This is a genomic window from Pseudomonas sp. PA27(2017) (assembly GCF_001945445.1).
GTDB lineage: Bacteria > Pseudomonadota > Gammaproteobacteria > Pseudomonadales > Pseudomonadaceae > Aquipseudomonas.
In genome coordinates this window covers 98,135-121,043 of record NZ_MSXW01000038.1, presented here as the reverse complement: position 1 = coordinate 121,043, position 22,909 = coordinate 98,135, and the positions used below count along the sequence as shown (strand labels likewise).

Genomic DNA, 22,909 nt, shown 5'->3' with positions numbered 1-22,909 from the left:
ATATCAACTACTTATTTTTAAACCGAAACCGCTTTGCACCATCTTGAGGCGTGTTCTGAAGACTCAGGCGAACCGCGTGCGCGATTCCCATGCATCACGTTCAATCAGGCTGGCGGGGCATGTCTGCCCCCGTGAAATCTCAGACAGGCGAGACGGCAAAGCATTGCACTTTTCTCTCATGCCCTTCTGTCCAGAAATGTCGGTGCGGCAGAAACATTGCCGGCGCATTGCGTTCCCACCTCTGAGAGGTCAGTTTTCCACCTGGCCTACCCGCTTTTCCGGACAAGGAATGCACGATGAACAGCTTGATACCGCCCTACATCCTCGACCGCATCATTGGCCACGGCTCCGAGCGTCAGCGCGATTGCGCACGCAATACCCTGCAGCACGTCAGCTCGCTCAGGCATAACAACGGCAAGCCGCGCGTGGCCACTACGCGTCGCGCGGTAGCGGCCGGCCAACCCGAGCGCAGCATCTTCGATGCCGGGCAGCAGATGCAGCTACCCGGCCAGCTCGCCCGCGCCGAGGGCCAGCCAGCCAGCGGGGACGAGGCCGTCGACGAGGCCTACGATGCGCTGGGCGCCACCCACCGTTTCTTCTGGGAAGTGCTCGGCCGCCACTCCATCGATGGCAATGGCATCCCGCTGCTGGGCACCGTGCATTACGGCCAGCGCTATGAGAACGCCTTCTGGAATGGCGAGCAGATGGTATTCGGCGACGGTGACGGCGAAATTTTCAATCGCTTCACTATCGCGCTCGACGTGGTCGCCCACGAGCTGACCCACGGCGTCATCGACAGCGAGGCAGCGCTGGTATACGTCAACCAGTCCGGCGCCCTAAACGAGTCGCTCTCCGACGTGTTCGGCATCCTTACCAAGCAGTACGCCCTGCAGCAGACTGCCGAGCAGTCGGACTGGATCATCGGTGCCGGGCTGCTGACCGAATCGGTGAACGGCCAGGGGCTGCGCTCGATGTCGGCGCCAGGTAGCGCCTACGATGACCCCCTGCTGGGTAAGGACCCGCAGCCAGGGCATATGCGCGACTTCGTGCAGACCCGTGAGGACAACGGTGGCGTGCATATCAATTCGGGCATTCCCAATCGTGCTTTTTACTTGGCTGCCAAGGCATTGGGCGGTCATGCCTGGGAGAAAGCCGGGCCGATCTGGTACGACGCCCTATGTGACCAGCGTCTGGGCAACGACGCCGACTTCATCGACTTCGCGCGCCTGTGCGTGGACCGTGCCGAGCAGCGCTTCGGCAAGGGCTCGCCGGAGGCCGCTGCGGTGGCCAAGGCCTGGAGCGACGTAGGTGTCGAGGGCGCCGCACCATGAACAAGCTACCGCCACTGAGCGACGAGGCGCTGGTACGCATTTCCCGACAAGGCGGCTTCGCGGCGGTCGCTGCGCTGAGTCGCCCTCGGGAGATCGATTTCGCCCAGTGCGACCCGAACCAGCGCGGGCAGGTATGTTCATTGCTGGAGGCTTGCCTGCCCGTTGCCAGCGATGCGGTGGGCCGTGGCGACCGGCGCTTCTATCGTATCGAGCTGCAGACCTGCGCACGCCGTGCGCAGGAGGAACTGGTGCTGAACGTTCCCGAGGAGCAGGCTCCCCGGGATCTGGTGACGCTCTGGGAAAAAGGTCTATAGCGCTGCCCGACGCTATTCCTGAGCGTTGGCGGCACTGATCTGCTGGGTCACCCCCCAGCCGTCCAGCTCGCCGCCAAGGGGAATCACCACCGATTCAAGATCCTGGGCGAAGTCGCCGATGCCGGCGGGCGTGACATGCATGACCTTGCTGACCTGCAGATACCAGTCGCCCTCGTCACGCTCGGTGACCTGAGCATGAAGGCTTTCGCCACGAAAGTTGCGAGTGGCCTTCAATGCCTGGTTCTGATCGGGAAAAATGGCATAGAACTCGATGGGATGGACGCTGGCGAAATCGAATCCGCCCTCCTTCATGCGGCGCAGAATGCCGCTACCAACATCTTCGTGCAGAATCGTGCTCATAGTTGATCTCCATCGGACGAGGAATTGATACGCCGTCGAACCGGCGATCTGTCTCAACATGCAACACACGGCGCACCGTGATGACGCGAAGGCCGGGGCCTCTGGTACGAGCTGACTTGAAGGTACGTACTCGATCAACGTAGCACGCCCTCAAAGAATAGACCGCAGTGCGCGCCGGGTCATGCAACTATCTTCGGCGCAGCTCGTCGGCCTGCCGCGCCGGCCCACATCAGCGTGCTATACCCGAGAGTGAAGCCACGCCCTGCCGGCAGCGCCAGATCATCGTGCTGCCCGGGGCCAGACCCACGAGGTACCACACCATGAGTACGCTGCAGTGCACCTACCGCGATCATCACATCAGTGCCGAGGTCATGGAGCACCCCGGTATTCCCACGCCCTGGGCAGGCGGTTGCCGTATCACCACTCCGGACGGGCGCACCACGCGCCGCCTGGCCTTGCCCGTCAACGGCGCCTTTCTCGACGACCTCACCAAGGCCCAACAGGCCTCGATTGCCCACGGCAAGTGGCTGGTCGATCAGCATCTGGATAAAAGCCGGGATCTTTTTCCCGAAAATGTGGCCAAACGCCACGCAGCATGAGACTGCGATGGGAAGCCTGCATACGCAGCGGGCTTCCTGACTGATAACCCGGCATGCAAATGCCCTGATTCAACCGGTCTCATGCCTCACAGATTCGGCCGCACCCAGGTGCGGCCGTTCCCATTCGAGACGAAGGTTGGATTTTCATGGCGAACCGTACGCTTTCAATTTCCGCTGTTGTGATGACCAGTATTCTGGCGCTGAGCGCCTGCAGCGACGCCAGCAATACCCCCGCCAAAACCGCCTCCGCCGCCCAGAGCAGTCCGCCCAAGCTGCAGGAAAAGGAGGATCTCAGTCCGTTCACCGGCTTTGCCAGCGCCCGCTTCGGCAGCGACGAAACCGCCGTGCGCGCCGCCTGGAAAGGTTCGCTGCGTGATGGCGGTGGTTCGGACACCTGCCGCCAGCTGTTCCAGGAGCCGCGCCCAGCCAAGGGCTTCGGCACCTCGTTCATGCTCGAGAACGGCCAGTTCGTGCGCTACGACATCGACAGCCGCGAACGCAAGGCACCGCGTGGCCTGCAGGTAGGCAGCAGCTCCCAGCAGATTCGCGCCACCTACCCGGGCCGTTTCGAGGAGCAGCCCAACAAGTACGAGCCAGGTGCCACCGATTTCATCGTCACGCCCTATGTCGATAGCGACGCGCGGCTGGTGTTCGAAACCGATAGCAATGGTGTGGTGACCCGTTGGCGCATCGGCCTGCCGCCTGCGGTGTTCTACGTAGAAGGTTGCAGTTGACACTCACCTGCCCCAATGAAAACCGGCGCCTAGGCGCCGGTTTTCATTTCTGCCTCAGGGCTTTGGCTTGTCAGGCATGCCGTTCACCACGCCAGCCGTATTGTCCAGCAAGCTTTTGGTGGCGGTTTGCAAGAAGCCTTCCAGGCGTTTCTTCAGCGCGTCATCGATAGGGCCTTCGATGCGCGTGGCGGTCGGCTTGGCGCCCAGTTGATATCGGTACAGACGCGGCTCGAAGTCCTTGGGCTGCACCAGCACCTGCTCGGCCGTGACGATAGCAACGGTCTGGTCGCCGCCAGAGGGCTTGATCACACCGACACCGCCGTCGCCCTCCGGCAGGTTGAGCAGATCGCGGCCCCAGCACTGATGACGCGTCTCGCCACCGAGGCGCCCCATGATGGTCGGCACGATATCCACTTGGGTGCCGACGGTGTGGCTGACCTTGCCGAACTTCTCCTGGATACCGGGCGCGATCAGCAGCAGCGGCACGTTGAAGCGCTGCAGGTCCATCTCGGTAACCTGGTCGAAACCACCGAAGCCGTGATCGCCTACCACCACGAACAGCGTCTCGTTGAAATACGGTTCCTTGCGGGCCTTCTCGAAGAACTGCCCCAACGCCCAGTCCGAATAGCGCATGGCGGTGCGGTGCAGGTCTTCCTTGCCATCGATCATTACCGGCTCTACCGGCAGATCCTCTGGCAACGCGTACGGCGTGTGGTTGGAAAGCGTCTGCAGCAACGCATAGAAAGGCTTCTGGCCGTAATTGCTCTTCAGTTCCAGGGCACCGCGGTCGAACATGTCCTGGTCGGACACGCCCCAGGTCGGGTCCATGAACACCGGGTCGACGAAATCCTCGCGGCCGATGAAATGGGTCATGCCCTGGTTGCTGAAGAAGCCGGACTGGTTGTCCCACTGGAAGTTGCCGTTGTAGACGTACAGATTGTCGTAACCCCGGGCGCCGAGCAGCTGCGGCAAGCCGGAAAACTTGTGGGAGCCTTCCGGCGTGCGCATCAGGTACTCGAAGCCTGGCAGATTCGGAAAGCACGCCATGGTGGCGAACATGCCCTGGTGGGTATGGGTGCCGTTGGAGAAGAAACGGTCGAACAGCAGCCCCTCCTGGCTCAACTTGTCGAAATACGGGGTGATGTTGCCGGGTGCGCCGAGGACGCCGACCGAATGCCCGGCAAAGCTTTCCATCAGGATGACCACCACGTTGCGGATCGGCAGGGTCTTGTCGCTCGGCGGCGTGTAGACGCGGCGCACGGCAGCGCTGTCGGCATCGACCAACTGGTCGTCCGGAGTGAGCAGCATGTCGCGGGTGATCTGCCGGGCCTGGGCGTCTTCCATGGTCGACTGCCAGGTGTTGTCACGGTGCGGGCCGAAAGTCGCCTGAGCGGCGGTGAACAGCGTCAGGGTTCCATTGAGACCCAGCTGGTTGGCGAACATCGATTCGGTCGTGTAGGCATCGCCCCAGCGCAGCGGCGGGCCCTGGCGCAGGTGGCCGCGAGCGGCGATCACGGCGATCAATAGGCACAGAAAGAACACCGACACCCGCCAGTACCAGGCGACCTTCGGCCGAGCGACGCCCGCACCGGTCTGCACCTTGGTGCGGCTGGCCCGATCGAAGCGGCTGAAACTCCACCACAACAGGCCGGTGATGACGAACCAGGCGACCAGGTAGCGGGCTACCGGAAACCCGTTCCAAAGCATGCTCATCACGGTGGCCTGGTCTTCCTGCAGGTACTGGAACACCAGGCTGTTGAGGCGCTGGTGGAATTCCTTGTAGAAATCCAGCTCGGCCAGGCCGAGAAACAGCGTGATGCTGGCGAAGACCGTCAGCCACAGGCGCTGCCAGCCGCGGGCCAACATAGCGCGGGTGCTGAGTAAGGCGATCAGCAGTGGCGCGCAGGCGTAGACCACCACGCGCAGGTCGAAGCGCAGGCCGTTGTAGAAGGCCTCGACGAAGGCGGCGCTCGGGGTGTCGCCGATCAGTTCGCGGTTGTAGGCCAGCAAGGCGACGCGCAGTAGCGTGTACATCACCAGCAGGGCCAGGCCGCTGAACAGAGTGAAGAGCAACTGGCTGCGTATCGGCTGCAAGGAGTTGGACGGGGTGCCCTGAACTGCTGTAGGGGTCATGTTCGATCATCCGCAAGAAACGTTTACTGCGGGCTCGGCCTGTATCGGCGAGCGGCGCGGCGGCAGTCTGTACGTTCGGATGTGAAAAATTTGTCGATAGCGGTTCTCGGCAAGTTGGACGTGAGCAGGTTTGAAAGTCACTTTACACGCTGACAAGGCGCCACCCCGGCGTTATCGTCACGCCATGACAAACACCGAATCCATCCTTCTGCCCTACCAGGCGCCCTGGGACTGGCAACAGTTCCACGCCCACTTCAGGCTGCGCGCCATCGCCGGGCAGGAATACCTGGGTGAGCGCGACTACTGCCGCAGCTTTCGCCTTGGAGAGACCATCGGCTGGTTTCGCGTCACCGCACTGCCCGATGAGCATGCCCTGCGGCTGGAGCACGGCACCTCGGCATCCGCCTGCCTGCCGGAACTCACGCAGCGAGTACGGCGCATGTTCGACCTGGATGCCGACCCGGCGCTGATCGCCGCACATTTTGCCGTCGACCCGCATCTGGCAGCGATGCTCGCGCGCCACCCCGGCCTGCGCCTGCCCACCGCCTTCGATGCGTTCGAACAGGCGGTGCGCGCCATCGTCGGTCAGCAGGTCACGGTCAAGGCGGCGGTCACCATCACCGGGCGGCTCTTGGCGCGGCTCGGCGAACCACTGGCGGGCGCTCCCGCCGGTATCGACCGGTTGTTCCCGACCCCGGCGGCCATCGCCGCGGCCACTCTCGACGGCATCGGCATGCCCGGCAAACGGGTGCAGACCCTGCAGCATTTCGCCGCCCAGGTGGCCAGCGGCAAACTGCGCCTGGACATCAGCCAGGGCGCCAGCGAGCTGATCCAGCGCCTGTGCGCCCTGCCCGGCATTGGCCCGTGGACGGCCGAATACATCGCCCTGCGTGCTTTCGGCGATGCCGACGCCTTCCCCGCCAGTGACCTGGGCCTGCTCAAGGCGCCGATCTGGGGCCCGGCCGGCATCAGCGCCCGGCAACTGCAATTGCATGCCGAGGTCTGGCGGCCGTGGCGCGCCTATGCCGCCGCGCACCTGTGGCACAACTACTCGGGAGGCTGAGGATGTTCTATCGCTATCAGGAAAGCCCTATCGGCCGCCTGTTCATGGTCGGCGACGAGCGCGGTCTGCAGCAGTTGCTGATGGACGTGGAGCGCACGCCCTGGCAGATCGGTGATGGCTGGCGCGAGGCTGGCTCACAGCTCGATGACGCCAGCCGCCAGCTCGATGAATACTTCGAAGGCCGCCGGCAACGCTTCGAGCTGCGCCTCAACCCGCAGGGCACGCCCTTCCAGCAGGCGGTATGGCAGGCGCTGCAGCAGATTCCCTTCGGCAAGATCGACAGCTACAGCGCCCTCGCCCAACGCATCGAGCGGCCCAGGGCAGTGCGCGCCGTGGGCGCGGCCAATGGCGCCAATCCGATCTGCATCATCATTCCCTGCCACCGGGTGATCGGCCGTGACGGCAGCCTTACCGGCTTTGCCGGCGGCCTGCCGCGCAAACAGCTGCTGCTGGAACTCGAAGGCGCGGTGCCGCGGCCCCAGGCCAGCCTGTTCGACTAGTCTTCCATGCGCGGGAAGTCGCCAGCGATGGCAGCACCGCTTGGCCGCGCCGCCACGGCGTTGGCGGCAGACAGACGAATCGCCGCGCAGTGGGGAAATTCGCCCAGATCGAACCAGTGACGCGTGCCGGCCGGCACGTTGATCAGCGCATTGCGCTCACCGACCAAGGCATAGACGTAGTCATCGACATGCAAGCTCAGCATGCCCTGCCCGGCCAGGAACAGGTAAAGCTGCGCGCCGTCGGCCACCACTTCGACCGGCGCTTGAACCGGCTTGTCGCCCTCACGGGGCCAGTGGCGCTGGTCGATGCTGATCACCTCGGCCTGGCTCAGGTCGCCGGCACGCTTGAGCGGCTCCAGCGCCTCGCCCAGGGCGGCGAGAATGGCCTCGCCGGCATCGCCGGCCTGCACCCGCGCCTGGAGCGGCAACTCGCGGTATTCGATGCCGACGGCCGCCAGGGTACTGGCGATGTCCTCGGCATGGCCCAGCACCTTGTTGGGAATCTGCGGGCTGGACTGGTGGTGAACGCTCAGGCGACTCATGGGTAGTTCCTGTCTGGTGTCGGCCACCTTGCGGCGGCCTGATGGGTCATGTCGGCTCGGCCGTGCGTCGGGCCATGATAACGGCTGCGACCAACGCGGCCAGCCCCGCCAGGGCGAATGTCCACTGCGGGCCAAGGCCGTTCCAGCTATAGCCGGCGTACAAGGCACCCAGCGCGCCGCCGATGCCGGCCAGCGAAGCGTACAGCGCCTGCCCCTGGCCTTGCTGGCGTGCGCCGAAACTGCGCTGCACGAAGGCGATGGATGCAGCGTGGAAACTGCCGAAAGTGGCGGCATGCAGCACCTGGGCGAACAGCAGCACGCTCAGGTGCTCGGCCAGAAAGCCCATCAGCACCCAACGCAGCGCCGCGATGGCAAAGCTGGCGATCAGCACCTGGCGTAGGCTGAAGCGTTGCAGCAGGCGCGCCATGGCCATGAACACCAGCACCTCGGCGACCACCCCCAGCGCCCACAGCATACCGATCAGCCCACGGCTGTAACCGAGCTGTTCCAGGTGGATGCTCAGAAAGGTGTAATACGGCCCGTGGGACAGCTGCATCAGCGCGACGCACAGGTAGAAGGCCAGCACCCCAGGCTGCCTGAGCTGCCTCAGCAAACCACCCTGACCCGCCGCCTGCGAGGACGCCAACGGCTGCGCATCCGGCACCCAGAAGCTGCTCAGGGCGATGCCGGTGATGATCAGCAGCAACGCCCAGGGATAGACGTCCAGGCTCAACAGGTCGAAGGCCTTGCCCAGGCCGACCACGCTGAGAATGAAACCGATCGAGCCCCACAGGCGGATTTGCGCATAGCGCGCCGATTGTTCGCGCAGATGCGCCAGGGTGATGACCTCGAACTGCGGCAGCACCGCATGCCAGAAGAACGCATGCAGGGCCATCACCAGTGCCAGCCAGGCGTAACTCTGGCTGACGAAGATCAGACTCAGGCTGAGCAAGGTGCACAGGGCGCCCAACCGCACGATGAGCAGGCGCCGCCCGCTGTAATCCCCCAGCCAGCCCCACAGGTTCGGCGCGATGCAGCGCATCAGCATGGGAATGGCCACCAGCTCGCCGATACGCGCCGGCGAGAAGCCAAGGTGCGCGAAATACAGGCCGAGAAACGGCGCCGTGGCGCCGAGCAACGCGAAGTAGAAGAGGTAGAAGCCGGACAGGCGCCAGTACGGCAGTGTAGCCATGGGCGGCAAGCCTCAGGCTGCCGGCGCGAACAGAGCGCCGGCCCTGCTACCGGCGCGCACCGGTATGCTCACAGCTGCGGCAGCACCGGCGTATTCACGCGCACGTCGGCGTTCTGCCCACGGTGACGCAACAGGTGATCCATCAGCACCATGGCCATCATCGCTTCGGCGATGGGCGTGGCGCGAATGCCGACGCAGGGGTCGTGGCGACCCTTGGTGATCACGTCCGCCGGGTTGCCATTCACATCGATGGAGCGGCCCGGCGTGGTGATGCTGGAGGTCGGCTTGAGCGCCAGGTGAGCCACGATCGGCTGGCCGCTGGAGATGCCGCCAAGAATTCCGCCGGCGTGGTTGGACACGAAGCCCGCCGGGGTCAGCTCGTCGCGGTGCTCGGTGCCGCGCTGGGCAACGGCCGCGAAACCGTCACCGATTTCCACGCCTTTGACCGCGTTGATGCTCATCAGGGCATGGGCCAGCTCGGCGTCCAGGCGGTCGAAGATCGGCTCGCCGAGGCCCGGCATCACGCCTTCGGCCACCACGGTGATCTTCGCACCCACCGAATCCTGGTCACGGCGCAGCTGGTCCATGTAGGCCTCCAGCTCCGGCACCTTGGCAGGATCAGGGCTGAAGAAGGCGTTCTCTTCCACCGAATCCCAGGTCTTGAACGGGATTTCGATAGGCCCGAGCTGGCTCATGTAGCCGCGAATGACGATGCCCTGGCTGGCCAGGTACTTCTTGGCGATGGCGCCCGCCGCCACGCGCATGGCGGTTTCACGGGCCGAGCTGCGGCCGCCGCCACGGTAATCGCGGATGCCGTACTTGTGGTGGTAGGTGTAGTCGGCGTGGGCCGGGCGGAACAGGTCCTTGATCGCCGAGTAGTCCTTGGACTTCTGATCGGTGTTGCGGATCAGCAGGCCGATGGCGCAGCCGGTGGTCTTGCCTTCGAACACCCCGGAGAGGATTTCCACCTCGTCGGCTTCCTGGCGCTGAGTGGTATGTCGGCTGGTACCGGGCTTGCGCCGATCCAGGTCGCGCTGCAGGTCGTCCAGGGAAATCTCCAGGCCGGGCGGGCAGCCGTCGACGATGGCGACCAGCGCCGGGCCATGGCTCTCGCCTGCCGTGGTGACGGTGAACAGCTTGCCGAAGGTATTGCCGGACATTGCGCGAGGCTCCAGAGAAGTTCGATCCGCAGCCTGCGGCGAAAAGGCAGGCCCATGAAGAAAGCCGCTGAGTATACTCCCAGCCAACCGCCGAGATCACCCGCGCGCGAACCTTTGGCCAAATGCCAGCGTCCAACAGAGCCCATCAAAGACCCGTTTCCATCATGCTGCGAGCCTTGCTTTTGACCCTTTCCCTCTTCACTGGCCTGGTTCAGGCCGCCCCCATCCTGCGTGAACCGGTCAGCCTGGATACCGGCCAGGGCGTGCTGTCGGGCTCGCTGGTGCTGCCACAGCGCAGCGCAGCGGTGCCCGTGGTACTGCTGGTGGCCGGCTCCGGTCCAACCGACCGCAATGGCAACAACCCCGGTGGCGGGCATAACGACGCGCACCGCAAGCTGGCTCAGGCCCTGGCCCAGCAAGGCATCGCCAGCGTGCGTTACGACAAGCGCGGCATCGCCGCCAGCTTTGCCGCCACGCCCCATGAGCGCGACCTCAGCGTGGAGCGCTACGTGGCCGACGTAGTGGCGTGGGTGCATCAGTTGCGCCAGGACAAACGCTTCAGCCAGGTGATTCTGGTCGGCCACAGTGAAGGCGCACTGATCGCCACCCTAGCGGCCAATCAGGCAGGCGCGGATGCTCTTGTATCGATCGCCGGCAGCGCACGCCCCATCGACCAGCTGCTGCGCGAACAACTGCGCAACCGCCTGCCGCCTCGCCTGCGTGGTGAGGCCGAGGCGCTGCTCGAAGCCCTGCACGAGGGCCGCCAGGTGCCGCATGTGTCGGACGAGCTGACCGTGCTGTTCCGCACCAGCGTGCAGCCCTACCTGATTTCCCTGTTCCGTCAGGACCCGGCCGCTGCCTTCGCGCGGGTCAAGGTGCCGGCGCTGATTCTGCAGGGCGATCACGACATTCAGGTCAGCGTGCAGGACGCCGAGGCGCTGCACGCTGCCAACCCGCGTGCCGAGCTGCAGATCGTCACTGGCATGAACCACGTGCTGCGCATCGTGCCGCTGGACATGGAGGCGCAACTGGCCTCCTACGACAACCCCGACCTGCCCCTGGCCCGCGGCCTGACCACGCGCCTGGCCAGCTTCATCAAAGCACTGCAGCCTGCAGAGACGGCCAACGCTGCCGATAACCCTTAGAACCGCTCATGACCTGCTGCGCAACGACCGCTGGTTGCCCCTCGGAATCATGAGTCCGCCCAGACTGCCCTGCCTCGAGCAGGGTGGCTTGCCGAGGAACGCCAGATGACCGACAGCGAAACCAGCGCCGTCGCCACGCCGGAGGGCGAACAACCCCAGCCGTCCCATCCCTGGGCCGGCCTGGCCGCGGAACATTTTCGCCTGCTGCGCCTGTCGCCCCTGCCGGTCGACCGCCACACAGGCGCCCGCCCGCTGCGCTTCGTGCAGTTCGGCCGCGTCGAGCGGCATAGCAAGGAGCACAGCCTGCTGCGCCTGAGCCTGCAGTTGCCCGGCCAGAAGGTGCGCAAGGAACAGAACGTGCTGGAACTGTGGCTCGACCACCGTACCAAGGAAGCCCGCTTCGGCCCCGACAGCGGGCTGAGCCTGGAGCCGCAGAACCGCGGCCTGGGCCGCTTTCTGCTGGCTCAGGCCGCAGCCTGGGCCAAACAGCACTGTGCTCACTACACCCTGGAAAGCGGCCCCCTGCCCAGCCGCGACGCACTCAACGACGAAGCTCGCGCGCGGCGTGATCACTGCCTCAAGGCACAGGGTTTCAGCGTCGACTACCAGGAGAATCAACTCAAGGCGCAATACAGCGCCCCGCGGCTCAGCGCCCTGCACAGCGACTGGAACAACGAGAAGGTCAGGTTCATCGAACAGCTCGACGCCGCGCAGATGTTGCAACTGGCCGACCAGAACCTGCAGGAACAGGACGCCCAGCTACGCAAGCAGCATGAGCGCCTGGAGCAGCTCAAGCGTGAAGACGGCGGCCTGCGTTTCACCATTGCCTGCCTGGTAGCCTTCTGTTTGTTCCAGGCGGGATTGCTGATCTGGATTGCCACGCACTAAGCGCCTCTTCACGACCTTCGTTTTGCCTGCAAAGTGGCGGAAGCAGCCGTTATCCGAACCGTTGTGCCGCGACCTCGCGGCGATTCGTTCAGGCACCGCCGAAATGGGCAGTCAGGCTGCAATCGTTTCGCCCCGAGGTCGGGGCTCCCACAGGCTGGTTTGAGTGTCTGCTTCTGCCTTGTAGCAGCCACCTAAAAAGATCGTGAACAGGTAATAAGCCACCGCAACATCGCCGCCGCCAAAACGGAAAAGGCCGTAGCTCTTGGGAGCTACGGCCTTTTCATTTGTCAGCGAAGCTTCCCGATCACACGCGGAAGTGGCTGACCATCTGCTGCAGCTGGCTGCCCAGGCGGGCCAGTTCGACGCTGGAGGCGGCGGTTTCCTCGCTGGCGGCCGCGGTCTGCTCGGAGATGTCGCGCACATTGATCACGCTGCGGCTGATCTCCTCGGCGACCGCGCTTTGCTGCTCGGCAGCGGCAGCGATCTGCTGGTTCATCGACTGGATGTTGGACACCGTGCGGGTGATGCTTTCCAACGAACCACCGGCCTTGCGGGTCAGCTCCACGGTGCTGTCGGTCAGCTCGCGGCTGCTGTGCATGATGTTGGCGACCTGCTGGGTGCCATGCTGCAGGCCGGCGACCAGCTCCTCGATCTCCTCGGTGGATTTCTGCGTGCGCTGGGCCAGGCCACGCACTTCGTCGGCGACCACGGCAAAGCCACGGCCTGCTTCGCCGGCACGGGCGGCTTCGATGGCGGCGTTGAGGGCCAACAGGTTGGTCTGCTCGGCCACGGCCTTGATCACGTCCATCACGCTGCCGATCTTGTTGCTTTCCTGCTGCAGGTGGCTCATCGCTTCGGTGGAGCGCGTCACTTCGGCAGCCAGGCGTTCGATCTGCGCGATGGCCTCGCCGACCACGCGGTCGCCCTGGTTGGCTTCGCGGTCGGCATCGGAGGCGGCGCGCGAAGCGTCGGCGGCGTTGCGCGCGACTTCCTGTACGGTGGCGGACATCTCGTGCATGGCGGTGGCCACCTGATCGGTTTCCACCTTCTGGCTGTTGACCCCAGCGCTGGTCTGCTCGGTCACGGCCGACAGCTCCTCAGCAGCGCTGGCGATCTGGGTGACGCCATCGCGGATGCCGCCAATCAGGTCCCGCAGGGTGCTGCCCATACGCTGGATGCCCTGCTGCAGCACGCCCATTTCGTCGCGACGGGTCACCTGCAGGGTCTGGCTCAGGTCGCCACCGGCGATGCGCTCCACGGCGACCAGGGTTTCCTGCAGCGGGCGGGTGATCTGGCGAGTGATCAGCCACGCAGCCAGGATGCCGACCAGCAAGGCGATCAGCGTGGTGCTCAGTTGCAGGGTGCGGGCCGAGGCCGTTTCGCTATTGCGGCGCTCCAGTTGGATGGCGGTCAGCTCCTTGCTGATGCGCACGATCTCGTAGCCTTCGTCGGTCAGTTCCTTGCGCGCCACGGCGATGGTTTCGGTGGCGTTCTTGAAGGCCATGACGGCGTTGCGATAGTTATCCAACGCACTGGTGACCTGGCTGACGCGCTGAGGGTGCTCGGCAGCGAATGCCTGGCGGAAGAACTCCATATCCTTGATGGTGGCATCGATCTGGGCGATGGCTGCGCGCTCGGCATCGGCGTTTGGAGTGCCGGTGTAGCCACGCACCTGATAACGCACCAGCTGCCAGTCTTCCTTGGCCTTGGTAATGGCCTGGAACTGCGCAGCGCGACTGTCATCGTAGGGCGGCAGGTTCATTACCGCGGTGTTGATCTCGTCGATCGCCTCGCCAGCGGTCACCGCATTGCGGGTCATTTCCTGGCGGGCGTCGTTACTGGCACGGTAGCCACTACGCATCTTGTTCAGCGACAGCTGGTACGCGTCGATCTGCGCCCCCTGGGCCTGCAGCAGGCGCACGTTTTCCGGGCTCTTGAAGCTGGAAAGAACCTGGCCGTGTTGAGCCTTGAAGCCATCGAGGGACTTCTGCACGGTTTCGGCGATTTGCTCGTCGCCGTTGGCCAGCATGTATTGCAGGCGAGTGATGCGCAGGTCGGTCAGCGTGTCGTTCAGGCGCGCGATGTCGGCCGTCCAGTCACTGCGCTGGATGAGGCTGCCCATGCTGGTCCAGCCGGTCAGTGCGAGTATGCAGGTGAGTGCGAGCACGAGGCCGAAGCCCAAGGCAAGTTTCAAGGTAACGCTGATGTTCGAAAACCAGCTGTTCATTCAATAGTTCTCCGACTTTTAAAACCGAGTTAGAGCAGCTGGAGAGTTATTGTTGGACCAGGCTGATTTTTTGAGCGGCACGCATTCTATCGGCAGGCCGATAAATAACTAGAGGCAGGTGAATCGTTTCATCTGACGGGTGAAGATGCGGGCGAAAAGTTGACGCTCGTAGTGGGAGATAAATCACGATTGTTCAACGATGTATCGCCGACAAACGGCAAATCGCCAGTATTCCGACTACTCGAGACGTGACGATCTGTCGCACGAAAAATCAGGCCAAGCGCCACACCGAACCATCCAGCGCCCCATAAATGGCCCGCTGGATGGTAGCCTCGATGGCCAAGCCGCCAGTGAACTCACCGAACGCCGGTAGCAGGGTCGCCGCCGGCTCGATGCAGAAGCACGGCATGCGCAACCGATCCCGCCCTCGCCCACGCAGCACGAACACCGGATGCAGGTGCCCGGCGAGCACGTGGCGGCCCGGGCAGCTCGTCAGCTCGTGACACAGGGCAAACGGCCCCATCGGCCAAGGCTCGCCCACCACCTCGATACCCAGCTCGGCCGGGGGATCACCGGCACTGCGATCATGGTTGCCACGTATCAGCAGGATCTGCAGAGCGGGATTACGGGCTCGCCAGGCCTGCAAAGCGGCCAGGGTGCTGCCACCGCGCGCCGGCCTGGCATGCAGGAAGTCGCCGAGAAAGATCAGTTGCCGGGTGGGATAGTCCTGCAGTATCCGGTCGAGGCGCTCCAGGTTGCGCGCCGTGGTGCCCTGGGGTACCGGCTGCCCAAGTACGCGGTAGGTGGCCGCCTTGCCGAAATGCGCATCGGCGATCAGCAGCGCCTGGCGGGCCGGCCAGTACAGCGCCTTGTCGGCCAGCAGCCAGAGGGTTTCCCCGGCCAGCTCCACTGCCAGATGAGCTGCACTCATGCAGATCCGGCCTTGGCCTTGCCTCGCGGGCGTCCATCCTTGCGCTTGCGCTCGCGGCGACGGCTTGCCGGTTCGACCTCGACCAGAGGAGCGTCCGCCACCTGCGGGCCAGGCCCGGCGGCACGCTCCAGTTCGCCGAGCATGCGGGCGATGCGGTCGGCGAGCTTTTCCGAGCTGAGCCGCTCGCGAAAGCGCTCGACCATCAACGGAAACGCCAGCGGCGTAGCGCGGCGCAAGGCGTGCAGGTTCAACTGCGCGGCGCGCATGTCGGCCAGAGTGTGGCGCAGTAGCTGCACGTCCAGCTCCTGGCTCAGCACTTCGTCATGGGCCTGGGCGAGCAACAGGTTGCCGGGGTCGTACTGGCGGAACACGTCGAAGAACAGGCCGCTGGAAGCCTGTACCTGGCGCAGGCTCTTGCCCGCTCCGGGATAGCCGCCGAACACCAGCCCGGCAATCCGCGCGATCTCGCGAAAGCGCCGCTGTGCCAGCTCTCCGGCATTGAGGCTGGCGAGCACGTCATGCAACAGATCGCGCTCGTCGAACAGCTCGCCGTCGAGCAGTTGCCCCCACTCCACTTCACTGGCGCACAGCAGTTCCAGGCCGTAGTCGTTAACCGCGATGGAAAAACTCAACGGCCGCCGCTGGCCCAGTCGCCAGGCCAGCAGGCTGGCCAGCCCAAGATGCACGTTGCGCCCGGCGAAGGGATAGAGAAACAGGTGCCAGCCTTCGCGCGAATGCAGGGTTTCGGCCAGCAACGCGCCGGGCGACGGCAATGCCGACCAGTTGGCCTGCACCTCGAGCAGCGGCTGCAGCAGGCGCATTTCCGGGCCCTCGAAACGGCCTTGAGCAGCCTCGCCGAAGCGCGCCACCAGCGCTTCGGCCAGGGTGTTGGAAAGCGGCATGCGCCCGCCATTCCAGCGCGGTACGCTGGCTTTACCGGCAGCGCTGCGCTTGACGTAGGCGGTCATGTTCTCGACCCGCACCAGCTCCAATGGGCGGCCGCCGAACAGGAACACGTCGCCGGGCCGCAGGCGGGCGATGAAACCCTCTTCCACGCTGCCCAGGGAACCGCCACCGCCGCCCTTGCTCCACCATTTCACGGTCAGGCTGGCATCACTGACGATGGTGCCCACGCTCATCCGGTGGCGCCGCGCCAGGCGCGGGCTGGGCACCCGCCACACGCCCTCCGCGTCCGGCTCGACACGCTGGTAATCCGGGTAGGCACTCAGGGACTCGCCGCCCTGGCGCACGAAGGCCAGTGCCCAGCGCCACTGCGCCTCGTCGAGGTCGCGATAGGCCCAGGTGCTGCGTATTTCGCGCAGCAGCTCGTCAGGCCGGAAGCCACCGCCGAGGGCCATGCTGACCAGGTGCTGGACCAGCACGTCCAGCGGCTGATGGGGGGATTCACGGGCCTCGATCCGCCCGGCCGCTACCGCATCCTGCAGGGCCGCCGCCTCGAGCAGTTCCACGGCATGGGTCGGTACCAGGGTGGCGCGCGAGGTGCGCCCGGGCGCATGGCCGGAGCGCCCGGCGCGCTGCAACAGGCGTGCGACGCCCTTAGCCGAACCGATCTGCAGCACCCGCTCGACCGGCAGGAAATCGACCCCCAAGTCCAGGCTGGAGGTGCACACCACCGCCTTGAGCTTGCCCTGCTTGAGGCCGTTTTCGACCCAATCGCGCACTTCGCGGGCCAGCGAGCCGTGATGCAGGGCGATCAACCCGGCCCAGTCCGGCCGGGCCTCGAGCAGAGCCTGGTACCAGAGTTCCGACTGCGAGCGGGTGTTGGTAAACACCAGGCTGACGCTGCTCTTATCCAGTTCTTCGACCACCTGTGGCAGCAACCGCAAACCCAGGTGACCGGCCCAGGGAAAGCGCTCCACCGCCGGCGGCAACAGGGTGTCGATCAGCGGTTTGCCGCCCTGCTCGCCACGCACCAGACGCCCGTTGCCGTCGGGCAGCAAGACCTCCAGAGCGTGAGGCTGATTGCCCAGCGTCGCCGACAGCCCCCAGACGACCAATTGCGGATTCCACCGGCGCAGCCGCGCCAGGGCCAGCTGCAACTGCACACCGCGCTTGTTGCCGAGCAGCTCGTGCCACTCGTCCACGACCAGCATGCCGACATGGGCGAACTGGTTTTTCGCGTCGGCGCCAGTCAGCAGCAGGGTCAGGCTTTCGGGGGTGGTCACCAGCGCCGTGGGCAGGCGCCGCGCCTGGCGCTGACGTTCCGCGCTGCCGGTGTCGCCGGTGCGCATGCCCACCGTCCAGGGTAGTTCCAGGCCGTCGACCGGCGCCTGCAAGGCACGCTGCGTATCGGCAGCCAGGGCGCGCATCGGGGTGATCCACAGTACCGTCAACGGCGCCGCTGCCGGCGCTCGTTTGCTGACTGGAGCCTTTTCCGGCGACGCCTTACCGGCGAAACGATTGAGCGCGGCCAGCCATACCGCGTAGGTCTTGCCGGCGCCGGTGGAGGCATGCAGCAAGCCGCTCTGCCCATCGGCGACGGCCTGCCAGACCTCCTTCTGGAAATCGAAAGCCTTCCAGCCGCTACGCCGCAGCCATGTGCTGGCCAGGCTCATGGCAGCAATTCCTGCAGCAGCTCCAGGGTATCGGCCTCCTCCACGCCTTTGTCATGACGCCAGCGCAGCATCCGCGGAAAGCGCACGGCGATGCCGCTCTTGTGCCGGGGCGAACGGGCGATGCCTTCGAAGCCCAGCTCGAATACCAGGCTGGGTGTGACGCTGCGCACTGGGCCGAATTTCTCCACCGTGGTCTTGCGCACGATGGCATCGACCTTGCGCATCTCCTCGTCGGTGAGCCCCGAATAGGCCTTGGCGAAGGGCACCAGGCGCCGTTCGGGATCGCCCGGTGCGCCGTCCCATACGGCAAAGGTGTAATCGCTGTACAAGCTGGCACGCCGGCCATGGCCGCGCTGGGCGTAGATCAGCACGGCGTCGACGCTCAACGGGTCGATCTTCCACTTCCACCACACGCCGACGTCCTTGCTGCGCCCAACGCCATAGGCCGACTCACGGGCCTTGAGCATCATGCCCTCGACGCCCAGCGAGCGTGAGGCTTCACGCTGCTCGGCCAGCGCCTGCCAGGTGTCGCCGTGCAGCAGCGGCGACGGCATCAGCCGAGGGCTGGCACAACTGGCCACCACCTGTTCCATCTGCGCACGGCGCTGGTGCTGCGAGTGGCTGCGCCAGTCCTCGCCCTGCCACTCCAGCAGGTCGTAAGCGAGCACCGCCACCGGCACTTCCTCGAGCAGCTTGCGGCTGAGGGTCTTGCGGCCGATGCGCTGCTGCAGCAAGGCGAACGGCTGAATGCCGAATCGTTCGAGCTGCTCCTCGACCTGATCGTTGAGGCGCTCGGCAGGCTCGTCCGCCGCCGCGGCCATCAATTCGCCCTGCCTGGCGGTGGCTTCCGGCGCGTGCCGCCAGACCACCAGCTCGCCATCGATCACCGTGCCGTCGGGCAGCAGCGGCGCCAATTCCTGCAGTTCGGGAAAGCGCTCGCTGATCAATTCCTCGCCCCGCGACCAGACCCACAGCTGGCCGTCGCGCTTGACCAGTTGCGCGCGAATGCCATCCCACTTCCACTCGATCAGCCAGTCGCCGGGCGAGCCCAGGCTGGCGTCGAATTCCTCGAGCGGGCGCTGTAGCGGATGGGCGAGAAAGAATGGATAGGGCTGGCCGCCGCGCTGGGCGTGCTCGTCTTCGGATTCAGCGGCGATGAGCCGTTCGTAAGACGCCGCCGTGGGCCGGTTCGACAGGTCGGTATAGCCGACCAGGCGCTGGGCGACGCGCTTGGCGTCGACCTCGGCGATGGCTGCCAGGGCGCGGGTGACCAAGAGCTTGGAAACCCCGACCCGGAACGCGCCGGTGATCAGCTTGATGCTGACCATCAGCGATTGCCGGTCGAGCTGTGCCCACAAGGCGTCCAGACGCATCGCCAGTTCATCGGGCGGCAGGCCGCGCAACGGCAGCAGTTTCTGCTCGACCCACACCGCCAGGCCGTCTCCGGAGGTCGAGGTGGCCTCGGGCAACAACAGTGCGATGGTTTCCGCCAGGTCGCCCACCGCCGAATAACTTTCCTCGAACAACCAGTCGGACAGGCCAGCACGCTGCATCGCCAGTTCGCGCAGTTGCCGCGAAGGCACCAGTTGCCGAGGCCGGCCGCCGGCCAGAAAGTAGACGGCCCAGGCCGCATCGGCCGGTTCGGCATCGCGCAGGTAATCCTGCAGGGCAGCGAGCTTGGCGTTGCTCGAGGTGGTGGCGTCGAGGCGCGTATACAGCTGCGCGAAGGCGATCATGAACTCGGCTCCGCAGCGGCGTCGTCTTCCTCGCCGTATTCGGTGGCGAACGCCTGGGCATCCAGGCCCTGCTCACGCAGATGGCGAACGAGGATGTTCACCGAACCGTGGGTGACCATCACCCGCTCGGCACCGGTCTGCTCGATGGCCCACAGCAGGCCCGGCCAGTCGGCATGGTCGGACAGCACGAAACCCCGATCCACGCCGCGGCGCCGACGCGTGCCGCGCAGCAGCATCCAGCCACTGGCGAAGGCATCGCTGTAGTCGCCGAAACGGCGTATCCAGGTGCTGCCGCCAGCCGACGGCGGTGCCAGCACCAGCGCCTGGCGCAGCAGCGGGTCGCCCTTGGGCACATCACCGGCGTAGCGCGTTTCGGGCAGGTAAACGCCAGCATCGCGATATACCTGATGCAGCGGTTCCATGGAGCCATGACCAAGGATCGGCCCGATGCTTTCGTCGATGCCATGAAGGATGCGCTGCGCCTTGCCGAAGGCGTAGCAGAACAGCACGCTGGCGCGCCCGGCCTGCTGGTTCTGTCGCCACCAGTCATTGATGCCGGCGAAGATCTGCGCCTGGGGCTGCCAGCGGTAGATCGGCAGACCGAAAGTCGATTCGGTGATGAAGGTATGGCAACGCACCGGCTCGAATGGGTCGCAGGTGCCGTCCGGCTCGACCTTGTAGTCGCCCGAGGCGACCCAGACTTCGCCCCGGTACTCCAGGCGCACCTGGGCCGATCCCAGCACGTGCCCGGCGGGATGGAAGCTCAGGGTGACGCCGTGGTGGTCGATGGTTTCGCCGTAGGCCAGGGTCTGCAGGTTGATATCACGCCCAAGGCGCGTGCGCAGGATGCCCTCACCCGGCGCTGCGGCCAGGTAATGAGCGCTGCCGGTGCGCGCATGGTCGCCATGGCCGTGGGTAATAACGGCGCGCTCGACGGGGCGCCAGGGGTCGATATAGAAATCTCCGGGAGGACAGTACAGGCCTTCGGGCCGCGCAATCACCAGATCCAAGCAGGCGACCTCCGGAGTGGAAAATGAGGGGATGTTGCGGGGCTGGGCCACCGTCAGCGGCGGGAACCGCCGACGGCGACGCCTGCATCAACGATGCAGGCGCTGGCTCATATGTAGCCCAGTAGCAGCAGTACCAGCACGATGACCAGCACCAGCCCGAGGCCGCCGGTAGGCCCGTAGCCCCAGCTGCGGCTGTGCGGCCATGCCGGGATGGCACCAATCAGCATCAGGATCAGAATGATCAGCAGTATGGTTCCCAAGCCCATGGCTATCTCCTTGCTCGTCTGTCGGCGGCCGCCGGTTAGCGACGCACCTGGCTTCGGAAGCCTGGATAAGGCGTTCCGTTCGGATGCAGGGCATGGCGCTACGGCGAAGCCAGCGTCTGGCAGAGCGCTCGACGCAGCGCCATGCCCTACACCTTTTACGACTTGGCGGGGAAACGGAAAGTGCAAACTTTAATGACACCGTTTTGCAAAGTGCCGGTACGGGCATCTTGGCTCACCAGCGCGCAGAGGGTTCGCGCCGGGGCGATTGGCGGTGCATCCGCGGCCACGTAGGAGCCGCGACCCGCGGCGAATCGTGTGTACGACATCGCTCTTTCGGTAAGGCTAAGATCGTTCGCGCCGAGGGCGACGCTCCTACATGATTGGTTGTGCACCCGCTACCGCGTAAGAGCCGCGACCCGCGGCGAATCGTGTGTACGACATCGCTCTTGCGGTAAGGCTATGATCGTTCGCGCCGAGGACGACGCTCCCACCCGATTCGCGTGATGTCGCGATCGCCGTGTGCGAGCCGCGACCCGCGGCGAAAGGTGCTTGCGCCGCCGGTTTTACGGCACGGCCACCGTCGAATTCGCGCGGGGCGAGACGGCGACCTGAGCGTCTTACTCGGCCAGGGCGAAGCGCGCCGCGCGTTCGATCAGCTCGTCATCGGGGCGCACGCCGGTGTACAGCACGAACTGCTCGACGGCCTGCAGCACGATCACTTCGCCGCCGGTGATCACTGGCTTGCCCAGGGAACGGGCCAGGCGAATCAGCGGGGTTTCCACTGGCACGGCGACCACATCGAAAACCCACTGCGCCGCCGCCACCGCCCGCTCGCTGAAGGCCAACTGGTCGGCCTCGGCGCCACGCATGCCAAGCGGCGTGACGTTGACCAGCAGCTGCGCTGGCCCGTCGTCCAATGCCTCACGCCATTGCACGCCGCACTGCTCGGCCAGTGCCCTGCCCGCCGCTTCGTTACGGGCGACGATGCAACCGTCGGTGAAGCCGCTGTCGCGCAACGCGCAGGCCACGGCCTTGGCCATGCCGCCGCTGCCACGCAAGGCATAGCGGCTGGCCGCCGGCACGCCGTGTTTCTGGAGCAGCTTCACCACGGCGCTGTAGTCGGTGTTGTAACCCGTTAGGCGGCCTTCGTCGGCAACGATGGTGTTGACCGACTGCAGCGTCGCCGCCGAGTCGTGCAAGCCATCGAGGTGCTCGATGCAGGCCTCCTTGAACGGCATCGACACCGCACAGCCGCGCACGCCGAGAGCGCGGATGCCGCCAATGGCCGCCGGCAGATCGGTGGTGGTGAAGGCCTTGTACAGGTAATCCAGCTCCAGCTCGCGGTACAGGTAGTTCTGGAAACGCGTGCCGAAGTTACCGGGCCGCCCGGACAGCGACATGCACAGGCGAGTGTCTTTGCTGATGCGCAGGGTCATTCGCGAACCTCGGAAAATAGAGACGCCGGCGCGACAGAGGCATCGAGCCGGCGACGGAAACGTTCAAGCACGCCCGCACGTGGCGGGCCGTGATTCAGCCCAGCAGTGCCAGGGCGTCGGCACTGGCCTGGCGTACGGCGTCCCAGCCTTTGCTGCTGTCGAGCATCCAGCTGCCGCCCACGCACATCACGTTCGGCAGCGCCATGTAATTTCGCACGTTGGCTGGGCCGACACCGCCAGTCGGGCAGAAGCGAATGTCACCAAACGGGCCGCCCAGCGCCTTGAGCGCGGCGGTACCGCCACAGACTTCGGCCGGGAACAGCTTGAAGCGGCGATAGCCCAGGGCATAACCGACCATGATCTCCGAGGCACTGGCCACGCCTGGGAGCATCGGCACCTGGCTCTGCAGCGCAGCACGCAGCAGTTCGTCGGTGGAGCCGGGGCTGACGATGAACTGGGCGCCGGCCTCCTCCACCGCTTCGAGCATATGGCGATCGAGCACCGTGCCGGCACCCACGCACAGGTGCGGGCGCTCTTCACGCAGGCGGCGAATGGCGGTCAGGCCATGGGGCGAGCGCAGAGTGATTTCCAGCACCTGCAGGCCGCCGGCATCCAGGGCGTCGGCCAGCGGCAGAATATCTTCCTCACGGGCAATGGTGATCACCGGCATGATCCGCGCACGGGCGCAGAGCGCGTCGATGCTTTCGATCTTTTCCGCCATGGTCGGGGCTGGACGGCTGATGGCTTGTGTCATGGTCGTGTTCCT

At 65.3% G+C, this 22,909-nt stretch carries 21 protein-coding genes and 1 pseudogene; 8 read left to right on the top strand and 14 right to left on the bottom strand.

The features are described 5' to 3' along the window. The first annotated feature begins 296 nt into the window (after positions 1 to 296). Together BVH06_RS17265 and BVH06_RS17260 are read left to right on the top strand one after the other, a co-directional pair. Positions 297 to 1,331, top strand: coding sequence for a M4 family metallopeptidase (locus BVH06_RS17265; RefSeq protein WP_075934897.1), 1,035 nt, complete (start codon positions 297 to 299; stop codon positions 1,329 to 1,331). Next, entirely contained in the window at positions 1,328 to 1,645 is a 318-nt protein-coding gene (locus BVH06_RS17260) for a protealysin inhibitor emfourin (protein WP_075934896.1), read from the top strand. The genes BVH06_RS17265 and BVH06_RS17260 overlap by 4 nt, the downstream gene beginning before the upstream one ends. Positions 1,646 to 1,657: 12 nt before the next feature. Here the strand turns inward: BVH06_RS17260 and BVH06_RS17255 are convergent, their stop codons facing one another. Then, the gene (locus tag BVH06_RS17255; RefSeq protein ID WP_075934895.1) at positions 1,658 to 2,005 is read right to left on the bottom strand and encodes a ribonuclease E inhibitor RraB; all 348 of its coding nucleotides are present in this window, start codon (positions 2,003 to 2,005) and stop codon (positions 1,658 to 1,660) included. 320 nt (positions 2,006 to 2,325) lie between these two features. Here BVH06_RS17255 and BVH06_RS17250 point away from each other — a divergent pair, with 320 nt between their 5' ends. Together BVH06_RS17250 and BVH06_RS17245 are read left to right on the top strand one after the other, a co-directional pair. Beyond that, positions 2,326 to 2,604 carry a hypothetical protein gene (locus BVH06_RS17250; protein WP_075930516.1) on the top strand — a complete coding sequence of 93 codons (279 nt, stop codon included), beginning with the start codon at positions 2,326 to 2,328 and terminating at the stop codon, positions 2,602 to 2,604. Positions 2,605 to 2,786: 182 nt separating this feature from the next. Further along, positions 2,787 to 3,338, top strand: a complete 552-nt coding sequence (locus tag BVH06_RS17245) for a hypothetical protein (protein WP_075930517.1) — start codon at positions 2,787 to 2,789, stop codon at positions 3,336 to 3,338. Between the two features lie 54 nt (positions 3,339 to 3,392). Here the strand turns inward: BVH06_RS17245 and BVH06_RS17240 are convergent, their stop codons facing one another. Next, positions 3,393 to 5,471, bottom strand: a complete 2,079-nt coding sequence (locus tag BVH06_RS17240; RefSeq protein ID WP_075934894.1) for an LTA synthase family protein — start codon at positions 5,469 to 5,471, stop codon at positions 3,393 to 3,395. 184 nt (positions 5,472 to 5,655) lie between these two features. On the opposite strand from BVH06_RS17240, the gene BVH06_RS17235 reads away from it, so the two are divergent. Beyond that, positions 5,656 to 6,534 (top strand): DNA-3-methyladenine glycosylase, encoded by an 879-nt coding sequence (locus tag BVH06_RS17235; RefSeq protein ID WP_075934893.1) that lies wholly within the window; start codon positions 5,656 to 5,658, stop codon positions 6,532 to 6,534. A 2-nt stretch (positions 6,535 to 6,536) separates the two neighbouring features. Next, positions 6,537 to 7,034 carry a methylated-DNA--[protein]-cysteine S-methyltransferase gene (locus BVH06_RS17230; RefSeq protein ID WP_075934892.1) on the top strand — a complete coding sequence of 166 codons (498 nt, stop codon included), beginning with the start codon at positions 6,537 to 6,539 and terminating at the stop codon, positions 7,032 to 7,034. Here BVH06_RS17230 and BVH06_RS17225 read toward each other — a convergent pair. The 3 genes from BVH06_RS17225 to aroC all read right to left on the bottom strand — a co-directional run bounded on the left by BVH06_RS17225 (position 7,031) and on the right by aroC (position 9,928). Next, complete coding sequence (locus tag BVH06_RS17225; protein WP_075930521.1) at positions 7,031 to 7,576, bottom strand: hypothetical protein; 546 nt, start codon at positions 7,574 to 7,576, stop codon at positions 7,031 to 7,033. The two genes, BVH06_RS17230 and BVH06_RS17225, sit on opposite strands and share 4 nt — an antisense overlap. A gap of 46 nt (positions 7,577 to 7,622) precedes the next feature. Beyond that, the gene (locus BVH06_RS17220) at positions 7,623 to 8,768 is read right to left on the bottom strand and encodes an MFS transporter (RefSeq protein WP_075930522.1); all 1,146 of its coding nucleotides are present in this window, start codon (positions 8,766 to 8,768) and stop codon (positions 7,623 to 7,625) included. Between the two features lie 68 nt (positions 8,769 to 8,836). Then, complete coding sequence (aroC, locus tag BVH06_RS17215; RefSeq protein WP_075930523.1) at positions 8,837 to 9,928, bottom strand: chorismate synthase; 1,092 nt, start codon at positions 9,926 to 9,928, stop codon at positions 8,837 to 8,839. A 164-nt stretch (positions 9,929 to 10,092) separates the two neighbouring features. Between aroC and BVH06_RS17210 the strand changes: the two genes are divergently transcribed. Next, on the top strand, positions 10,093 to 11,073 hold the full coding sequence (locus BVH06_RS17210) for an alpha/beta hydrolase (RefSeq protein ID WP_083652091.1): 981 nt from the start codon (positions 10,093 to 10,095) through the stop codon (positions 11,071 to 11,073). Positions 11,074 to 11,178: 105 nt separating this feature from the next. Continuing rightward, positions 11,179 to 11,961 (top strand): hypothetical protein, encoded by a 783-nt coding sequence (locus BVH06_RS17205; protein ID WP_075934890.1) that lies wholly within the window; start codon positions 11,179 to 11,181, stop codon positions 11,959 to 11,961. A gap of 304 nt (positions 11,962 to 12,265) precedes the next feature. On the opposite strand, the gene BVH06_RS26345 is transcribed toward BVH06_RS17205, so the two are convergent. From BVH06_RS26345 to BVH06_RS17165, 9 genes and pseudogenes are all read right to left on the bottom strand, one after another. Further along, the gene (locus BVH06_RS26345) at positions 12,266 to 12,970 is read right to left on the bottom strand and encodes a methyl-accepting chemotaxis protein (protein ID WP_371257935.1); all 705 of its coding nucleotides are present in this window, start codon (positions 12,968 to 12,970) and stop codon (positions 12,266 to 12,268) included. A gap of 198 nt (positions 12,971 to 13,168) precedes the next feature. Beyond that, positions 13,169 to 14,083 (bottom strand): annotated as a pseudogene (locus BVH06_RS26340) (methyl-accepting chemotaxis protein); the annotation flags it as partial. Positions 14,084 to 14,459: 376 nt separating this feature from the next. After that, entirely contained in the window at positions 14,460 to 15,119 is a 660-nt protein-coding gene (pdeM, locus tag BVH06_RS17195; protein WP_075934889.1) for a ligase-associated DNA damage response endonuclease PdeM, read from the bottom strand. Beyond that, complete coding sequence (locus tag BVH06_RS17190; protein ID WP_075934888.1) at positions 15,116 to 17,695, bottom strand: ligase-associated DNA damage response DEXH box helicase; 2,580 nt, start codon at positions 17,693 to 17,695, stop codon at positions 15,116 to 15,118. The genes pdeM and BVH06_RS17190 overlap by 4 nt, the downstream gene beginning before the upstream one ends. Beyond that, positions 17,692 to 19,431 (bottom strand): ATP-dependent DNA ligase, encoded by a 1,740-nt coding sequence (locus tag BVH06_RS17185; protein ID WP_075934887.1) that lies wholly within the window; start codon positions 19,429 to 19,431, stop codon positions 17,692 to 17,694. The genes BVH06_RS17190 and BVH06_RS17185 overlap by 4 nt, the downstream gene beginning before the upstream one ends. Then, positions 19,428 to 20,441 (bottom strand): ligase-associated DNA damage response exonuclease, encoded by a 1,014-nt coding sequence (locus BVH06_RS17180; RefSeq protein ID WP_075934886.1) that lies wholly within the window; start codon positions 20,439 to 20,441, stop codon positions 19,428 to 19,430. The genes BVH06_RS17185 and BVH06_RS17180 overlap by 4 nt, the downstream gene beginning before the upstream one ends. A 107-nt stretch (positions 20,442 to 20,548) precedes the next feature. After that, positions 20,549 to 20,707, bottom strand: coding sequence for a DUF3309 family protein (locus BVH06_RS17175; RefSeq protein ID WP_004373322.1), 159 nt, complete (start codon positions 20,705 to 20,707; stop codon positions 20,549 to 20,551). A 617-nt stretch (positions 20,708 to 21,324) separates the two neighbouring features. Then, positions 21,325 to 22,143: a shikimate 5-dehydrogenase gene (locus BVH06_RS17170; protein WP_075934885.1), complete on the bottom strand. Its 819-nt coding sequence runs from the start codon at positions 22,141 to 22,143 to the stop codon at positions 21,325 to 21,327. A gap of 94 nt (positions 22,144 to 22,237) precedes the next feature. Further along, the gene (locus BVH06_RS17165; protein WP_075934884.1) at positions 22,238 to 22,897 is read right to left on the bottom strand and encodes a bifunctional 4-hydroxy-2-oxoglutarate aldolase/2-dehydro-3-deoxy-phosphogluconate aldolase; all 660 of its coding nucleotides are present in this window, start codon (positions 22,895 to 22,897) and stop codon (positions 22,238 to 22,240) included. Between the last annotated feature and the right edge of the window lie 12 nt (positions 22,898 to 22,909).